Below are 18,293 nucleotides of genomic sequence, written 5' to 3'. Positions count from 1 at the left end.
ACCTATGGCACACGCCCTGTTGCAAGTATCAAGAAATCAAGAAAGCTTCGAACAAGCGCTAACGCGGCTCAACAGCCTCAAGTTGATTTCAGCGAATCCTCATCGGGTTTGCGATTTTGCCTCGCTTGCAATTGCTCCGGCGGAGAACGGTCAGATAGCCTCCATCGAGCATTCCCAAGACAGCAGAAATTGGATCGTCGTACTGGGGACCTGGTTGCCAATACCGGCGCGCCGGGGTGCAGACACACGCTGGTTACTCGACACTTACAAACGAGACGGCGCCATCGCCTTGTCACGCCAGATACAGGGAATCTTCGTCATTATCGTTGGCGACACCGAAAAAGGTTATGTCCAAATCATCACGGACCGCTGTGGAAGCCTGCATTTCTTCCATCGCAAGACGCCGGGGGGTCATGCCGTCTGCACCAGTTCCGCTGCGCTAGCAGCAAACAGCCCGCTCGACCCGATAGCGGTACATGAGTTTGTCGCTACCGGCATCATCTACGAAGACCGAACTCTTTTCAAAGAAGTCAGAAAGGTCCCTCCAGCGACCGTTACCACTATCACCGACGGGGGGAAACTCTCGTTCGAGAACTACTGGAACCCTTCGGAGATTCCCGCGGAGTCGATCAGTTGCGATGACGCTGCCGATGCTGTTCACGCATCCCTGACACGCGTATTAGGCGCACTACCTGAGTCGAATCGCCCCTTGGTCTCAGACCTTACAGGAGGCTACGACTCCCGACTGCTTTTAACAGGGTTGCTCTCGTCGGGAGCCCCTTTCGAGACAACCGTATCGGGGAAAAGCACGCACCCCGACGTAATCGTGGCCGAAAAAATCGCCCAGAAACTAGGCATTCGCCATGGCAACATGACCTCAGAAGAGTCGCTGGAAGGCGACTCTTTCCTCAGTGCCGTTCGAATCACGGATGGGGAATACGATGCATTCGACTACGCTCGAATTCAGCACATCCACCGCTCCCTATCGTCACGCTATGCCATGAGCCTGAACGGCTCGTTTGGCGAGTTAGCACGGGGCTATTGGTGGGAGCTGCTGTGGCCACGCATTGGCAAGTTGGTGCCGCTCGACGTTGCCATGATTGCGCGAAAGCGATTCGCAGCCATTCCCTACGACAAAAGCGTTTTCACCGGAGATGCGGCCATTTCGCTTACCGAGCACATGACCGCGGCACTTGAGCGTGCCGAAAGTCGTGCGCTTGGCCAGCCCAATACCACGCAACTCGACTGGGCCTACTACACGCTGCGGATGCAGCGATGGCAGGGGCGAATCGCTAGCTCGACCAATCAGATATGGCCGTCAATCTCACCGATTGGCTTTCCCGAAGTGCTCGACCCGATACTTGCAGCAAAAGCCAAGGGACGCTTTGGAAGTCTGCTTGCGAGAACGATTTTTGAGAGACACGCGCCTCAACTGGCGTGTATTCCGCTTGAACACGGGTATCCCCCTTGCCGCGTAACGCCGCTGACCATCTGGAAATTCACCCCGCTCGCCAACTACTACGCCAAGAAGGTATTTGAAAGGCTCCTTCGGCCCTTTGCAGCACAATTGACGTCCAATGGATCTGACTCAGCACCCACCCCATCGCTGCGCGAATCCAACGCCAAATTATTTGCCGACTGCTCGATAGATGATTGGCTGGAGAACCCGTTTTTGTTGGAAGCAGGCTTCTTCAATGAAAACCGGTTGCGTGCCGTGATGGATCCGGGGCGCTCTATCGGCGGCAGAGCGCTTGAACAATGGCGGCGATTGCTGACCCTCGAAGCGCTGCTGAGACTCTTGAGTAATCCAGCGCATAGTTGAGTACGCTTAGATGAAAAACCACTCTTCCCGAATTGCAGCGCTATGGGCGGGATACCTGCTTTTCATCATCTACGGCAGCCTCGTCCCGCTTGACATCCGGCCGCTGCCGCTGGAAAAAGCATGGGCGCTTTTCCAGCAAACGCCCATGCTACGGCTTGGAATTGATTCGCGCGCCGACTGGATTGCAAACGGTGTGCTGTACGTGCCCATCGGTTTCCTGACCGCTTGGCTGTTCGGTTCTCCTGCGCTGTCAAAGCGCAGCGATGTGGTCATGACGTTCCGCACAGTCCCTCTGATGCTTGCGGGGCTTTTCTGCATCTCGCTGGCGTTTTCTGTCGAGTTTTCGCAATTGTTCTTCCCTCCTCGCACGGTTTCGCTCAACGACCTGCTTGCCGAAACCATCGGCAGCAGCGTCGGACTGATCGCCGCATCGATGAGTCCGAAATGGGTAGGAAATTTTCTCTGCGCGCACCACCTCGATACCAGAAAGTTCTTCTGGCACGTGGTCGAGGTATTCCTTGTCGCCTACGTAGCGTTCAGTCTCTTCCCATACGACGTGCTCGTCTCGATAAGCGAATTGATGCAGAAAATCAGGGGAAGCAGTTGGGGGTGGTGGCTTGCGGGTGAGTCAGCACTGGGCATCCAAGGGTACTTCAAGCTTGTTGCCGAAGTCGTACTGACACTGCCCTTCGGGGCTTACCTCGGGTATCGGCTGGCAGGCGATCACAAACAATCAATACAACCGCTCGCAATTCGCCATCTCGCGCCAGCCTCGGAATCCATTAGAGCCCCCCTGAATTCCGGCTCTCGCCAGAATACCCCCCCCTCCTTAAACTTGCCCCACACGTCACACATAGCGCTGGCAGCAACTCTGGGGGCGTTGCTGGGTATTGTCTTGGAGTTGGCGCAATTTTTTACTGCAACCGGGGTCAGCCAAGGAGCATCAATCCTCACTCGGCTAACCGGAACCTCTGCAGGATTTATTGTCTGGCAAAAGCGAACCGCCTTCACCCCCGACCACCTGGCCCTCACGATTCGACGGTATGCCCTCCTCTTGTCCGCTTCCTATCTCGGCGTACTGTTTCTCGCCAATGGCTGGTTCTCCTATCGCTGGCGCGGAACGGAGTTCGCTGCATCCCAACTGACCGAACTTAAATTCCTGCCGTTCTACTACCACTACTACACGACTGAAGCACGAGCGCTATTGAGTCTCGCCAGTGTCGTGCTGATGTACCTCCCGATCGGCATCATGACTTGGGCTAACCGAGGCTCGCCAACAGGATCCTTGGGAAAAGCGGCCTTTCTGGCGCTCATTGTCGAATCGGGCAAGTTGTTCCTGCAAGGTACCCACCCTGATCCGACCAACATCATTCTGGCCGGGGCCACCGCGTGGCTGACGGTTGTTGTTACGACACGGCTCACGGAGGCCATGGACCACGGTGAAAGGCCCGCCGAAATACAAATTTCAAAAGGTAATGAGCAGGCAGAGAACCGCATCCCATCTATTCTCTCAATACTCTCGATGGGTGTGGTTCTGGTCTTCTGCGCCTATCAAGCCGCCACGTTCCCGGCTTTTCCAATAGCCCTCACAATCATCCTCACCGCGAGCGCGACGATTGTCTGGAAGTGCCCGGCACGAGCGTTCATTCTCATCCCGCTGGCTCTCCCGGTCCTCGACCTCGCCCCTTGGAGTGGTCGTTTCTATTTTGACGAATTCGACCTCTTGCTCCAGACTTGCCTGGCGGTTGGCTACGCGCGCGTCCCTTCCCCTCGCCGATCGTCGATGCGAGATCCTGCACTGACCATCTGCCTCTCGCTCCTCGCCGCCAGCCTGCTGATCTCGACTGCGATTGCACTTTGGCCATGGCAAGCACCAGGAGAAAATTCATTCACCAACTACTTCAGCCCATACAACGCCCTACGTATCGGCAAGGGCGCGTTATGGGCTTTTCTCTGCATTGGTCTGATGCGCCGATTGCACGCCAGCGGCCACGACACGATTCGCCCGTGGGCACAAGGAATGACGGCCGGACTGGCGCTTACGGTCACGGTCATCATCTGGGAGAGAGCAACCTTCGCCAGTCTATTCGACTTCGCTTCCGACTACCGCGTCACCGGCCCGATCTCGGCAATGCACACCGGTGGCGCCTATATCGAGTGCTTCCTCGCCGTCGCAACGCCATTTCTACTACTCCTGATACTGCGCACCCGAAGCTGGGCAAACCGGCTGATCGGCATCGGGCTTCTTCTGGCCACGACATATGCCTTGATGGTCACCTATTCGCGCGGCGGTTATGCCGCTTTCGCCGTCGGTATCTCCTTGTTCCTTTTCTTGGCGGTTACGGGGCCGCGCCGCCGCGGCTTGCTTGCTGGCGCACTAGCACTTCTTGCAATTTGTGCCGCGTACCCGGTCCTCACCGGGCAGTTCGCGCAACAACGCCTTGCCAACATCAAACAGGATCTGGGTATACGTACCGCACACTGGCGCGACGTACTCGACCTCCGCACACCCGGGTTGATGACATCGCTATTCGGCATGGGACTCGGCCGTTTCCCGGAAACCCGTTATCTGCTTGCTGGTGAATCAGAACGAACGGGCAGTTATACGCTACGCACCGAAAATGGCAACGCATTCCTCCGGCTGACGTCGGGGCGCCCCCTCTACTTCGAGCAGATCGTGCCGGTAGACATGGGACAACGCTATCGTCTGACAATGAATGTGCGCAGCTCGGACGCCGGCACCATTGGCCTGTCTTTGTGCGCGAAATGGCTACTCACTTCGTTCGAATGCCAATGGAGAAACTTCTCAATCCAGGCAACTGGCCGTACTTGGTCACGCGTCGAATTATCAGTTGACTCGCCACATTTTCAACCATCGCCGTGGTACGCACGCAAACCAGTCAAGCTGAGCCTGCAGACCCCTGTCGGGGGTTCACGCCACGTGGATGTTGATAACATTCGGCTGGAGGCTTCAATTGACGAAAACCTGCTGCAGAACGGGGCGTTTGAATCCGGCATGGACAACTGGTTTATCAGCGCCGAAGATCACCTTGCATGGCATACAAAGAGCCTAATCGCTGGAGTACTTTTCGATCTCGGTTGGTTTGGATTTTCGGTGCTAGGGTTGTTCGCGACACTTGTTGCGGTGCGTTCAATAAGCGGCGTACGGCACGGCGGTTTCGCAGAGATGGCAATACTCTCAGCTCTCACGTCTGTTCTAACTATTGGAGTGTTCGACACGCTGATTGATGCCCCGCGGTTCGTATTTCTAGCTGTGCTGCTCGGCGCACTTGGAGAAAGATTCGCTGACAGTACCAGTGATCGTTTGTAGCATCGTGATGTGGAGGAGAAAGATCATGCGCACACACATACTCAAATACTGGCCCGCATCTCGGTCAGTTGCCCCGCTCCTGCTCGGTTTAACCTTCGCGTTAGTAACACCAATCGCCGTGGCAAGGCCTGAAAATGTGAGTGACTCAGAATTACAGTTACTGCCACGCTATTGCCGTGACACTCAATGGTTTCAGGAAAGGTATGCACGACAACGAGATTTCTGGGTCAGCCGCATGGGACCGACTTTTTCCCATATGCACCACTATTGCTGGGGGCTTCTCAACCTGAACCGTGCTCGCAAAGCAGATGTGCAATTAGGTCGAAACACGGCAGGCATTTACAACATATTGAACGATTTCCACTATGTTACAAATCTGGCACCAGCGGATTTTGTTCTACTTCCCGAAATCTATACAAGAATCGGTGAAGTTGAACTATTGGCAAAGAATCCAAGGAAAGCAAATAAAGCTTTTTCTCGGGCTCGTGAACTGAAGCCAGATTATTGGCCAGCCTACTCACACTGGGCTGAGTTTCTAATTAAAGCTCGAAAAAGAACGGAGGCGATGGAGATGGTTAAGAGCGGACTACAACACGCTCCTAAATCAAAAGTTTTGCGGGAGCAGTATCGCCTACTTGGTGGCAATTTGCGAGATATTCCACCAACCCTGAACGGCGCCTCCCCGGATGAGGATTTATCACCCAAGAGAATAGATAACTGACTATTCTTCAATCAGAAAATTCACTCAAAACATCATGTCGGAATTCGAACATGCCTGAAGTGTCCGTCATCATTCCAAGCTACAACAGCGAGAAATTTGTCTCCACTACATTAAATAGCGTACTCAATCAGACCTTCAGGGATATTGAGGTCATTGTCGTAGATGATGGATCAACGGATCGATCTCCCGAAATCGTACGCTCCTATGGATCGCCGGTGCAGCTAATCTCCCAGAGAAACAGTGGTGTAAGTACTGCACGAAATCTCGGAATAGCCCGATCGTCGGGGGAATTCGTTTGTTTTGTAGACAGTGATGACTTCTGGTTTAAAGACAAGATCGCTACGCAAGTCCAGATGTTTAAAACCCATCCGAATGTTGGCGCGGTTTACTCGAATTTCATCAAATGGCAATCTGACGAGAACGATTCTTTCCCGACACCTGAGAGTTTTTCTCTCGAAGGAGCTTTAGACGAAATCGATCAAGAATATTCAGGATGGATTTACCACCTCTTTCTTCTCGATTGCTGGATGCTCACGAGCACATCCATGTTTCGAAAAAAAGTATTCGAAAAATGTGGGGATTTTGATTCAACGCTCCCCTGCGGGGAAGACTGGGATCTGTGGATACGGATTGCCAGAGAATACCCAATGATCAAATTGCAAAGGCCAACGACTCTATATCGCCAGCACAAGCAGCAAACTACGCAAGTAGTTCGCGATATCGACTACCGATCCAGACTATTGACCCAAGTAGCTGAGAAGTGGGGGTTATGCAGTCGCGACGGTCGATGTATCGAACGGCGCCGTTTCCTTGAACAACTAGCCGTATACCATGCAGAGTTCGCAAGAAGTCATCTAAAAAACGGCAAGTTCAACATTGCGGTCAACTCGTATCTCAAAGCCTGGAGAAGCGCCCCATCAAACCTGAAGTATCTTGCCTACATTCCTTTTGCTCTTCTAGGATGGCGCCCAAAATAGCAGGATCAGAATGCTGTTGAAATAGCCAATCGCCGCCACTGGAGTTATATGCAAAAGAAAGCACGCCCCCATTCGAAAACTCTCCGCAGCGCATTTGTCCTAAATTCCGAAAACCTTGGCCAGCGCGTAGTGCATGGCGCGAGCTTCGTTCTCATGGGAATCGCACTTCGAACACTGCTTACTATTGGGTCGATGTCGATACTTGCCCGCCTTCTCACTCCTTCGGATTTTGGCTACATCGCCATGGCAGTTGTAGTAACAGAACTGGCAGGGCTTTTGGGAGGATTCGGATTCACCAACATTTTGATCCAGCAACGTGTCATTACACGACTGCAAATTGACACGGTATTCTGGGCATCGGCGACTGTTGGATTACTTCTCGCATGCGTGGTTTTTTGTCTCTCCTACCCAGCAGCGTGGTTTTACAACGACCCGCTCACAGGGAGGTTGCTTAGAGTAATGTGTATCCCATTCATAATAAATGGATGCACAAATGTACACGAGGCTGTAATCGCACGGCTGTTACGTTTCAAGACCGAGTTCTACATACAAATACTCAACCTAACTGTTCGCGCGTTTTCAGCAATCGCATTCGCGTATCTCGGCTTTGGCGTTTGGAGCCTTGTTGCCGGGCCGTTGGTTGCATCCGTTGCGTCTCTTGCGCTCTACGTAATTGCCGTGCCTTACATCCCTAGGTTTAGATTTCACGTGGCCTATATTTCGTCCACCTGGAGGACGAGTGGAAGCTACTTTAGCAATGGTCTGCTTTACTACATCAGCACTAATTTCGATTTGATATTGATTGGACGAAGTTTGGGAGCCAACTCGCTTGGCTATTACCAAAATGCACGCTCACTTACTGACGAGGTTCGGGCGAGAATTGCGATGCCATTGCAACGTGTTCTTTTTCCTGCTTTTTCAGCTATACAGTCAGAAAGGCAAAGATTGCAGCAGTCCGTCATGCGAAGTGGTCGTCTGTTAGCAGCGGTCATTATTCCGCTAGGCATAGGACTCTCAGCCGTTTCTTCAGAATTAGTTCCCGTCATCTACGGCGACAAGTGGCTAGCGATGACTCCCATATTGAGCCTGTTCGGACTTAGTTCTGCCTATCGCGGGTCGACCGCCATCGCTTTCCCGCTGTTTAACTCACAAAACCGCGTTGGGCTGGCATTTAAATACCACGCCTTCGGAACGACGCTGATGATTCTTGGTGTCGTCCTAACGCTGCCGCACGGAATCGTTGCTGTATCGGTCGCAGTCGCGCTCTCCTCTCTCTACTCGCTGATTACGTTTCGAGTCGGGCTTGGTTTGATCGGCCTTACCACTCGCCACGCCCTCCAAATATTAGGACTACCATCCCTCGCCGCGGCGGTAATGTGGATTGTAATTTCACTGCTACGCCCGATCACTATGCTCAGAATGCCTAACCTCGTTACATTGCTCTTGTTGCACATCGGAATTGGTGCGGTGGTATACACACTCTTACTGCATTGTCTTTCACGCCAATATTTTCGTGATTTTTCTGACGCAGGGAAGAGACTTCTAACGCGGTCATGAGCGGAAAAACACCATCGGACAATAAGCTGATCGTAAGTCTGGCAAGACGCCCTCATTCCTTCTAGAAGTTTCAGAAGTCGCCGGTGTTATGGTTAGATTTTATATATCTAGACAACTCGCACTCCTCGCTGCGGGATAGGGGGAAAAATGCAAATGCACTATTTTTACGACCCTTCCGGAAATTTTGGCGATGATTTGAATCCATGGTTATGGCCTCAGTTGTTTCCAAATCTTTTCGACGAACAACCGGACGAGATCTTCGTCGGGATTGGCACTCTTATTAATCATCGTTTGCCGGCATCGCCCTTCAAACACATTTTTGGTAGCGGATTGGGCTATGGTGCGGCACCGAAAATCGATGGAAGTTATGCGTTCCATACCGTTAGGGGCTACGAAACAGCAAAGGCATTGGCGCTAAACCCACGTTGTGTCATCACCGATCCTGCCGTACTGATTCGTGCAGTCCCCTACCCCCGAGCACCGAAACCCTTGTATCCGTTCGGATTCATGGCGACCGGCCATAGTATTTCCAACTATGATTGGGAGGCTCTCTGCAGTGACGTAAACATTCACTTTATAAGTTGCCACTGGGAAGTGGAAAGAGTTCTTTTCGAAATCAGCCAGTGTGAAACACTGATTACGGAAGCAATGCATGGTGCGATTGTGGCGGACGCCTTGCGAATCCCTTGGATTCCAGTGAATTGTTATGGCTACGTTCTAGACTTCAAGTGGATCGACTGGCTCTCCACAATGAATCTTCCATATCGCCCAAGTCGCATTACGCCGGTTTTTTCACCTCAAAATGGAACAAGCAAAAGAGACTTACTCAAAAGCCAATTCAAGCGCAGTCTAAAATCGCTAGGAATTTGGACCCCAAATTGGTCACCGCCTTTGCCAAAGGCATCTAAACCAGAAATCTGTGAACAAGCACGTGAAGACCTGATAACCATTACAAAGAATGCAACTTTCTTGAGCAGCGATAAGATCACAGAATCACACACGTCACGATATCTGGACCTCGTGGAGCGTTTCACCATCAACCGAAATACCTGAACCATTTTCGCCCCATATGAAAATCGCACTCCTCTGCTCTGGCCTTGGAAATATTTACCGCGGCCATGAAATTTTCGCCCGCGACCTTTTCAATCTTGTCTCCGATTCATTAGACATCACTCTTTTTAAGGGCGGCGGAGAAAACACGACAAAAGAATGGGTTATCGATAACGTTCCGCGCAATTCCGCGTATCTAGACAAAGTCCACGTGGTCGCATCGCCCAAGTGGGAAGCTGCGATGAAGGAGTCCGAACGTCTTTTGGTCGAAGCGGAAACATTCGCCTACGCAGCACTCCGGCCGCTTCTCGAAGGCGAGTTCGATGTAATCCATTGCCTTGAGAGAGATGTGTGCAACATCATCTATCGGCATCGCCATTTGTTCAGGCAAACGCCCAAAATCATCTTTTCCAATGGTGGGGCCATTCCGGCGAAGAATTTGCCGTTGTGTGATTTTGTTCAGGAGCATACGGACTATAACTTGACTCATAGCGCTAGAGACAAGGCATTCATGATCCCTCATGGGGTCGACATCGATCTCTTCAGACCGGATATTGAATCGGCTTTCCGCAAGCAGCACGGAATCCCCGAAGATGCATTCGTGGTGATCAGTGTCGGCATGATCTGTTACTGGCACAAGCGAATGGACTACGTCATCCGTGAAGTCGCCCCGCTGAAGGATGTTTATCTTGTTATAGCAGGACAGGAATGCAGCGACACACCGGAGATTAAAAAGATCGGCGAAGAATTAATGGAAAATCGCGTGATTTTCACGACGCTGAGTCATGATGATCTGCCCAAAGCCTACGCTGCAGCTGATGTATTCGTCCTCGGTTCGCTATTCGAAACTTTCGGAATCGTCTACATCGAAGCCATGGCCATGGAACTACCTGTAATCTGTACCAATCACGTTAATCAGCGCTCTATCGTCAAGGAAGGGATCTTCATTGACATGAGCAAACGCGGAGCGCTTCATGACGCACTCCGCGACGCAGACCCCAAAGAACTTGTAAGACTTGGAAAGCGAGGCAGGAAAATCGTTGAAGAGGGTTACGACCTCAATATTCTGAGGAAGATGTATATCGAGCGCTACACGGCCATAGCGTCTACCGCAGTTTCCTTACCACAGTATTCTCTACAGAGTAGGGTTACGGCTCATCTCCGTAATCTGTTCAGGAAGTTGGTAGGCAGTCCTGATTAGCGCCCCTATCTACCGACAATGTTTGCCATGTGATCACGCCCAATCAAGCCCGAATCCAAGCTAACCGGAAGCTTCTTGGCGTGAGCAAAGCTCAGTCCCATTTCGCACACGGCAAGAACTTGCCACAAGAAAGATCTTTATGACTCCGCATTTTTGTACTGCGTTGACACTCGGGCAATTAAGGACCCCATCCACGGCCCAGGAGCTTATCGAAGCCCTAGACTTCCAGAGCACAAATTCGGCGCGCAACGCTCAAGCAGCATGCACCCTGGCCGGCAACATCAGCTTTGCGGACAACGAAATAGCACTCGCCGCCAAACAATCCGGGCAGGCAGAAGCACTTTTGATGGCTTGGGCCAAGCACGGCACCGATGTCCTGAAGCACATCGGTGGAACTTTTTCCCTGGCCGTTGTCGACGCCGGCACCGGTAGTGTGCTGCTTGCAGTTGACCGCTTCTCGGTTCAGACCCTTTGCTATTGCCTCGATGGCAACACCCTGTCCTTCTCCGACCGCGCTGACTGCGTGGCCGGCCGCGGCGACGAAATCGACCCACAGGCGCTGTTCGACTTCCTCTATTTCCACATGATCCCCGCACCGCGCACCATTTTCAGCAAGGTGCGGCGCCTGCCGGCGGCGCATGCCCTGCTGATCGATGCGAGCGGCGTCAAGGAGTTTCGCCATTGGCCGCTGGAGTTCGACGAGCGGCACCGTGAGCCGTTTTCCGTTGCAAAGGACACCTTCCGTTCACTGATCCGCGAAAGCGTTGCGGAGGAAATTGCCGGGCATACGCAGATTGGCGCCTTCCTCTCCGGCGGCACGGACAGTTCCACAGTCTGCGGGATGCTCGGGCAGATTACCGGCGCCCCAACCCGGGCCTACTCGATCGGATTCGAGGCCGAGGGTTACGACGAGATGGAATACGCACGTATCGCCGCCCGGCATTTCGGCTGCGACCATCACGAATACTATGTCACTCCGGCTGATCTGGCGGCCAGCCTGCCGGCTGTCGCCCGCCACCACGACCAGCCGTTCGGCAATTCATCGGCGCTGCCAGCCTATTACTGCGCGAAGATGGCCAAGAGCGACGGCTGCACCAAGATGCTCGCCGGCGATGGCGGCGACGAACTGTTCGGCGGTAACTCGCGCTACGCGACGCAGCGTTTCTTCGACTACTACCATCGCGTACCCACCGGTCTCCGGCGGATGATCGAGCCGATGTGCGGCGACGACAGTATCCTGCGGCGCATCCCCGGGCTGCGTCAGGCAACGGGCTATGTGCGCCATTCGCACCTGCCGATGCCCGACCGCATGCAAAGCTTCAACCTGATCATGCACCTCGACCCGGCCAAGGTGCTCACCAGCGAACTGCTCGCCCGCATGGATACAGATGAACCCGCGCGGCACATGCGCGGCACCTGGAGCGAATGCAAAGCCCCCAGCCTGATCAACCGGATGCTTGCCTACGATTGGCGCTACACACTCGCCGATTGCGACCTGCCCAAGGTCCGCGGTGCCACCGACATGGCGGGAATCGCCGTCGGCTACCCGCTACTTTCGGACCGAATCACGGATTTCTCCATGCGCCTTTCGCCGGAGTGGAAGCTGAAGGGCTTCAAGCTGCGCTGGTTCTTCAAGGAAGCACTCCGCGGCTACCTTCCCGACGAGATCATTACCAAGAAGAAGAAAGGATTCGGCCTGCCCTTCGGCGTATGGGCCGCGCGCGATCCGGCACTACGCAAACTGGCCAAGGAATCGTTGCAGGGACTCGCCGAACGCCGGATCGTCCGTGAGGATTTTGCTCGTAAACTTATCGCGGAATATTTGCCGGAACACCCCGGGTATTACGGTGAGATGGTCTGGATTCTGATCATCCTCGAACAATGGCTGCAGGCGGAAGCACCGACGTTCAGGATTTGATGAGCGATCATCGTGCAGAAAAAGGAAGAGGTTTACGTCATTCCGGCGAAGGCCGGAATCCATCGGTGCACCACCGGATTCCGGACCAAGCCCGAAATGCCGATCTCCGTTTGCACGTTTCGGCTCTTTGCCGAACCGCGCCCTGGCACGAGTGTCCACGGAACATCAACCGCACGTTTCTGACGAGAGGCCCCCACGATGACTGACGATTCACCCAAAACGACGACCTGGGACCACTCGTCCGACCAGAATTTTGTCGACTACTACGCCCAACAGTCGCTCTCGCCGGAAACCGCGCAGCGCTTCACGCTCGTCCGGGACAAATCGCTTCGACTGCTGACGAAACTCAACGGTGGTGATATCTCCGAACTGAACGTGGCCGATATCGGCTGCGGCGCGGGAATGCAGGCGCAACTATGGGCGGAACGCGGTCACAAGGTGTTCGGGCTGGATGTCAATGCGCCTCTCATCGAGATTGCCCGCCAACGGGCAGGAGACGCGGGGCTTTCCATTCATTACGATATTGGTTCTGCTACCGAGCTCCCCTACCCCGATGCGTCGATGGACGTCGCGCTTCTGCCGGAACTGCTTGAACACGTCGCCGATTGGCAAGGCTGCCTCAATGAGGCGATCCGCATCCTCAAACCGGGCGGATTGCTTTACCTGAGTACGACGAACTGGCTCTGCCCCGTTCAGCAGGAGTTCAATCTGCCGCTTTACAGCTGGTATCCCGGATTCATCAAACGACACTACGAGCGCTTGGCCGTCACGACACGACCGGAGATTGCCAGTTACTGCAAGTACCCTGCGGTCAACTGGTTTTCGTTCTATTCGCTCGCTGCCTACCTCCGCACACATGGATTCCGTTCTCTGGATCGCTTCGACATGATCGAAAACGAGGGAAGAGGCGTGCTCATCCGTCTAGTACTTTCTATCGTCAGGGCTCTTCCACCGTTTCGTTTTCTCGGGCAGGTACTAACGCCTGGTTCCATTGTTTTTGCGATCAAAAATTGATCGGCCAATATCGTAGCCCTGATCAAGAGAATTCTTTCATGTTGAGTGAAGACATAAGTAGACGATTCTGGACCACCCGGTTCGTGATGATCATAGGGATCGTTATTTTGCACTTACCTCCTTACGTACCACTGAGTGAGGTTGGGAATTCGGCTTTTTCGCTCCTGAAGGCTTTTTTCTCTCACGGACTGTTCAGGGCAACAGTACCGGTTCTGACCGTTATTTCAGGGTACTTGGTATTCAAAAGCAATTTACAACTGCGCCCCCTTGTACTCATCAAGAAAAAGACCAAATCCATCTTGGTGCCGCTTGTGCTCTGGAATTTTCCAATAGCAATCATAGTTTTTTTCCTACAGAAGTATCAGATACTGGGGCATCAATTCTCTGCTCAACTGTATCCCCCCGAACCGTTGGAGTGGTTAAACGCCTTGATCGGTGTAACTGTCGATCCCGTCAATTACCCGCTTAATTTCCTGAGGGATTTATTCGTTATCTCAGTTCTATCCCCCGTTCTTTGGCAGTTTTTGAAAAGAACTCCCTATCTCGGACTGATGATTGTCCTGATCATCTGGCATTTCAACCTGGATGGCGACTTGATTCTGCGAACCAGTATGCTGGTGAATTTCTACATCGGGGGGTTGGCCTCAGTGCGCCACTGGGACTTAACTGCACTCGATAAACATGCGAACTGGTGTCTCTTTTTGCTGGCGGGTACTTGTATCGCAATCGTCGTGTTGCGGATCGAGAACAGAGAGCTATTCAGGCTCGTATCGCCGTTCCTGGTTTGGCCTTGCTTGAATTTGCTTGTGGGGAGCCGAATTGGGGACTGGCTGTATGAGCATGCAAGATCCAGCTTTTTTATCTTTCTTTCTCACAGCGTCGTACTGTTTGCGCTCTGGGCAATTTTTAAGAAGACGCCGGTGTCTGAATTGTATTTCGTATATTGGCTACTAACTCCCCCCATTACGGTACTTTCCCTAATATTCATGCATCGAAAATTCCGGGAATGGGCTCCACGTATGTCACTTGTTTTTCTTGGTGGGAGAGAGTGAAAAGGCTTGATCGCGCTCACACAGCCACATCAAACCTGACATTCGTCTGATTCAATGCCAGACGTCCCCCCCATACCGGGATTGACCTTCCCCAAGGCAAAAAGCGCGGCAATTGAAGCAAATCGTCCCCTGCCCGCCCAACACCGGGCGCAGTACTCACCGCACCCCGGAACCCAAGCTTTCTGACTATTTCAACGTGACTCGCGTCGTAGTCCTGACCCGGCTTGCCGTTCGGATAGGCGAAGACGTTGACGGACGCATCGATGATGGACTCAAGCTTACGACGGCCATCGTTGATTTCGCGCTCGGCCTCAGTTGCCGTAATCGAACTCAGAATTGGGTGGTTGACGGTATGCGCACCAATTTCCATCCCGGCGCGGCGCATTGATCGCACCAGATTGGACGACATCATGAGGTCGTCTGGCAGACTGGAAACCCCGCACCAACGTTGCAGATCATGCACGGCATTCATCCTCTCGATCAATGGCAGGTACTTTATCCGTGGCAAGAGGGCATCAATGCAACGTCGGCGATCCGCTGTCGTAAGTAACGGCAATCGGCCCAATCCATGAGCGTCCAGGTCGATTGATTCTTTGGCACTGGCGCGCAGGCACTCAATCACCGAATCATTCCACATTCGGCCACCGTCTAGAAACCCCGAGGAGACGAAGAACGTTGCCCGCAAACCAAACCGCTCAAGGATGGGTAATGCCACCTCTGCGTTATCCGCATAGCCGTCGTCGAACGTGATGACCAGAGAACGTGGGGGCAAGGTGTCGTTGGCCAGATGATCGACAGCTTCGCCCAACGTCATGACCCGATAGGTCGCCGCAACGAAGCGCATCAGCGCCTCGAATCGTCGCGCGTCAGGTTCGAAGGGAAACAACGGGTCAGCGGTCACATGCACGCGGTGATAGATAAGAATGGACAGGCGTGACGAAACGACTGTGCCGAAACAGCCGAGCGCTTTGCGCATCAGCAGCGAAGTCAGTTTTTCGCTTGGCGACATCATGCGGCTTTCCCAGATGCCAAACTCGTCATTCTCTCCCGCACGGTCGCATCAACGAGGATGACGAAAGAAAGGATGTAGTACGGCAAATCGAAGTGCGCTAGCGAGAGGAACGCCCCACCAACGGCAAAACCGGCCAGACTGACCTGCGCCATGCGCATCAGAAGCGGAACCCATGTGCCGAGCTCCGAATCGTCACGGGTCAGAAGGGCCAACTTCCCTGCTCTCGACCATGACAGAAAGAAGAGAGACAGATAGAGAATAATCCCCGGAAAACCGTGCTCACCTAGAACTTCGAAATAGATGCTGTGCGCTACCGGACTACCCACTTCCACACCAGGCGGAGCATATAACGCGAATATCAAAGGATTATCTGTGTGAAAGCCGGCGCCAACGAGTGGCCGGTGCAAGGCAAGGTTCCAGAGAGTCTGCCAGGTCTTTATGCGAGTCATGGCAGAAGCATCTTGCTCATAAGTCTGAATTGTCTCCATGCGGGACATCCAACGATCTGGCATGGACACAATTGCCGTAGACAGCACCGCCACAAGCAGTATGCTCATCAAAAATGGCCGTTTCCCCTTGATTGCCAGCATGAACGCCATGGTAACCAGTGCCAAAAAGGCACCTCGAGAATGGCTACCCAAAATTGAGAAACAGATCGCCACACCAGCGAAAACCAATCCCCAGCGCAAGATCCGACGCGAAGTGACCTGGTAAAGGTAGTACACAAAGGGGACAAGAACGACAAGAGCCAACGCCAAACCGTTGTTATCCTGAATCATGCTGTCGGGTGGGCCGTAAACGCGACCACCTCCGCCGCCACTAAGCACAGTCCAGACCCCACCCTTTACGCCGTAAAACCCGATTGATGCGGTGACAATCCAAACCAGCTTCTCAATCTGCTCACGCCCACGAATAAGCATAAGCGTCACCATAATCATCAAGTGAATTTTGCTGACGAAAATCCACTTATCGAAAACGACCTCCGGCGTATTCATCGCGAACAGGCTTGTGACGGTCATCCAAAACCAAAAGGAGAGATAGACGACGGTTATCGGTGTCACCGGAAACGGCTTTTTTTCCTTGGAAAACAGGAAGCCGACCAGCGTCGACAGGGCCACCGTGTAGGCAAAGGGGAAATTGCGGGCGAATCCCCAGGTCGCACGGTGCGGGTTCATCAGCGACAGCCAGGCCCAGGCGTAAGCTCCGTATCGCGGCGTACGCAGAATCAACGGAATCAGGCCAACGATGATGGCGGTAAGCAGGAGGTCACGCATCGATCACTTCCCTGAAGAGTTTGAGCTGCGCCGCTGTGGTGGCGTCCCAGCCGAAGCCCTCGGCGTATTTCCGCACCGCGGCCCTGGGTGGGTAGTCGTCGAGCAGATCGCGGCAGGCACCGACGAGCGCCTGTGGCGTCCGCGCCGCCATCAACCGCCCGGCTTCGCGCCGCTGGATCACCTCCGGGGTTCCCCAAATATCGGTGGCTACCGCCGGCGTTCCGCAGGCCATCGCTTCCAGCAGCACGTTGGCCCAGCCTTCGCGGCTGGAACAGAGTACCAGCGCATCTGCGGCGCTGTACCACCACTTGAGTTGGTCATTGGGAACCTGCCCAGCGAACTGCAACCGGGCAGCCACGCCGCATTCCTTGGCTAGATTTCCGAGCCGTTCCCGTTCCGGGCCGCTGCCGGCGATCACCAGCAGGACGTCTTCCGGCAGTTGCTTCAGCGCTTCGATCGCGATGTGATGTCCCTTGCGCTCGATCAGCAGACCGACGGAGAGCAGGATGCGCCGGTCGACGGGCAAGCCGAGATGCTGACGCGCCTCGATCCGGTCGACCGGTTGGAAGCGTTCCAGATCGACACCGTTGCGCATTACGTGCAGGCGTTGGCGATCGGCGCCGAGTTCGGCAAGGGAATCCATCAGTGCGGCGCATACGCCGATCGACGCGGAGGCATGTGCAGCGGTATCCAGAATCAGTCGGCGCGGGTAGGCGAATTGGGGAATCTGCGAAAGGTCCGTGCCGCGCGCCGTCACGACGAAGGGCTTTCCCAGCCACTTGGCGAGGAATCCGGCCGCGACGCCGTCGGGATAGTAGTAATGCGCGTCGATCAGATCGAAATCGAAGCCGTCGCGCATGAGCTTCTTGATCGTCGGCAAAGCGCCTCGGGCAAGTGTGTGCGGGGCGATATTCATGCCGATCTTCGGCGGAAGGAAATAGCGGGGATGGTGCACGTCGACACCGTTCCGTTGTTCGAAACGCGGGGTGGCGGCGAAGCGTCCGTACTCGCCCCAACGCTCAGCGGAGAACGGAAACCACGGCACCGGCGCCACGACCTTTGTCTCCACTTCCCCTGTTTTCAGAAGTTCGCGCAGGCGCGTCTCCACGAAAATGCCGTGGATCGGCCTCGCGGAGCTGGGGTAGAGGGTGGAGAAGAGGAGTGTCTTGATCATTGCGCGTGTACCTGCTTGAGCGGCGAAGGGGCGCGAAGGTTTGGTTTGGGGGCGACATTCCGGCATACGCCGGAATCAAGGAAAGGCGTTTGAGGCATCCCACTGGGTCCCGGCCTTCGCCGGGACGACGAGCGAGAAACTGCGTCATTCCGGCGCAGGCCGGAATCCAGGAACGGCGTTTGAGGCATCC

13 protein-coding genes are annotated in these 18,293 nt (G+C 54.1%); 10 read left to right on the top strand and 3 right to left on the bottom strand.

The genetic code is table 11. The features are described from left to right. Positions 1–4 precede the first annotated feature (4 nt). The 10 genes from BO74_RS01460 (at position 5) to BO74_RS01415 (ending at position 14,643) form a co-directional block, all read left to right on the top strand. Positions 5–1,822: a hypothetical protein gene (locus BO74_RS01460; RefSeq protein ID WP_496439493.1), complete on the top strand. Its 1,818-nt coding sequence runs from the start codon at positions 5–7 to the stop codon at positions 1,820–1,822. A gap of 10 nt (positions 1,823–1,832) precedes the next feature. Beyond that, a complete protein-coding gene (locus BO74_RS01455; RefSeq protein WP_496439491.1) occupies positions 1,833–5,153 on the top strand; it encodes a VanZ family protein in 3,321 nt (1,106 codons plus the stop codon). A 25-nt stretch (positions 5,154–5,178) separates the two neighbouring features. Then, positions 5,179–5,874 (top strand): tetratricopeptide repeat protein, encoded by a 696-nt coding sequence (locus BO74_RS01450; RefSeq protein WP_496439489.1) that lies wholly within the window; start codon positions 5,179–5,181, stop codon positions 5,872–5,874. 50 nt (positions 5,875–5,924) lie between these two features. Next, positions 5,925–6,851, top strand: a complete 927-nt coding sequence (locus tag BO74_RS01445; RefSeq protein ID WP_496439488.1) for a glycosyltransferase — start codon at positions 5,925–5,927, stop codon at positions 6,849–6,851. A gap of 48 nt (positions 6,852–6,899) precedes the next feature. Continuing rightward, positions 6,900–8,408 carry a lipopolysaccharide biosynthesis protein gene (locus BO74_RS01440; RefSeq protein ID WP_496439487.1) on the top strand — a complete coding sequence of 503 codons (1,509 nt, stop codon included), beginning with the start codon at positions 6,900–6,902 and terminating at the stop codon, positions 8,406–8,408. A 153-nt stretch (positions 8,409–8,561) separates the two neighbouring features. Further along, on the top strand, positions 8,562–9,461 hold the full coding sequence (locus tag BO74_RS01435; protein WP_496439485.1) for a polysaccharide pyruvyl transferase family protein: 900 nt from the start codon (positions 8,562–8,564) through the stop codon (positions 9,459–9,461). A gap of 16 nt (positions 9,462–9,477) precedes the next feature. Further along, positions 9,478–10,659 (top strand): glycosyltransferase family 4 protein, encoded by a 1,182-nt coding sequence (locus BO74_RS01430; protein WP_496439484.1) that lies wholly within the window; start codon positions 9,478–9,480, stop codon positions 10,657–10,659. A gap of 208 nt (positions 10,660–10,867) precedes the next feature. Next, positions 10,868–12,577: an asparagine synthetase B family protein gene (locus tag BO74_RS01425; protein ID WP_496439748.1), complete on the top strand. Its 1,710-nt coding sequence runs from the start codon at positions 10,868–10,870 to the stop codon at positions 12,575–12,577. A 198-nt stretch (positions 12,578–12,775) separates the two neighbouring features. Then, complete coding sequence (locus BO74_RS01420) at positions 12,776–13,591, top strand: class I SAM-dependent methyltransferase (RefSeq protein ID WP_496439482.1); 816 nt, start codon at positions 12,776–12,778, stop codon at positions 13,589–13,591. A gap of 38 nt (positions 13,592–13,629) precedes the next feature. Next, entirely contained in the window at positions 13,630–14,643 is a 1,014-nt protein-coding gene (locus BO74_RS01415) for an acyltransferase family protein (protein ID WP_496439480.1), read from the top strand. Positions 14,644–14,659: 16 nt separating this feature from the next. On the opposite strand, the gene BO74_RS01410 is transcribed toward BO74_RS01415, so the two are convergent. From BO74_RS01410 to BO74_RS01400, 3 genes are read right to left on the bottom strand one after another with little or no spacing between them, the layout of a single operon-like run. Beyond that, positions 14,660–15,655, bottom strand: a complete 996-nt coding sequence (locus BO74_RS01410) for a polysaccharide deacetylase family protein (protein WP_496439478.1) — start codon at positions 15,653–15,655, stop codon at positions 14,660–14,662. Beyond that, positions 15,652–16,929, bottom strand: coding sequence for a putative O-glycosylation ligase, exosortase A system-associated (locus BO74_RS01405; RefSeq protein ID WP_496439476.1), 1,278 nt, complete (start codon positions 16,927–16,929; stop codon positions 15,652–15,654). The genes BO74_RS01410 and BO74_RS01405 overlap by 4 nt, the downstream gene beginning before the upstream one ends. Continuing rightward, positions 16,922–18,103 (bottom strand): glycosyltransferase family 4 protein, encoded by a 1,182-nt coding sequence (locus tag BO74_RS01400; RefSeq protein ID WP_496439475.1) that lies wholly within the window; start codon positions 18,101–18,103, stop codon positions 16,922–16,924. The genes BO74_RS01405 and BO74_RS01400 overlap by 8 nt, the downstream gene beginning before the upstream one ends. Positions 18,104–18,293 lie beyond the last annotated feature (190 nt).

This window comes from Propionivibrio pelophilus DSM 12018 (genome assembly GCF_059569095.1).
Note: the sequence above shows the minus strand (reverse complement) of the source record. Positions and strands in the feature narration are given on the sequence as shown.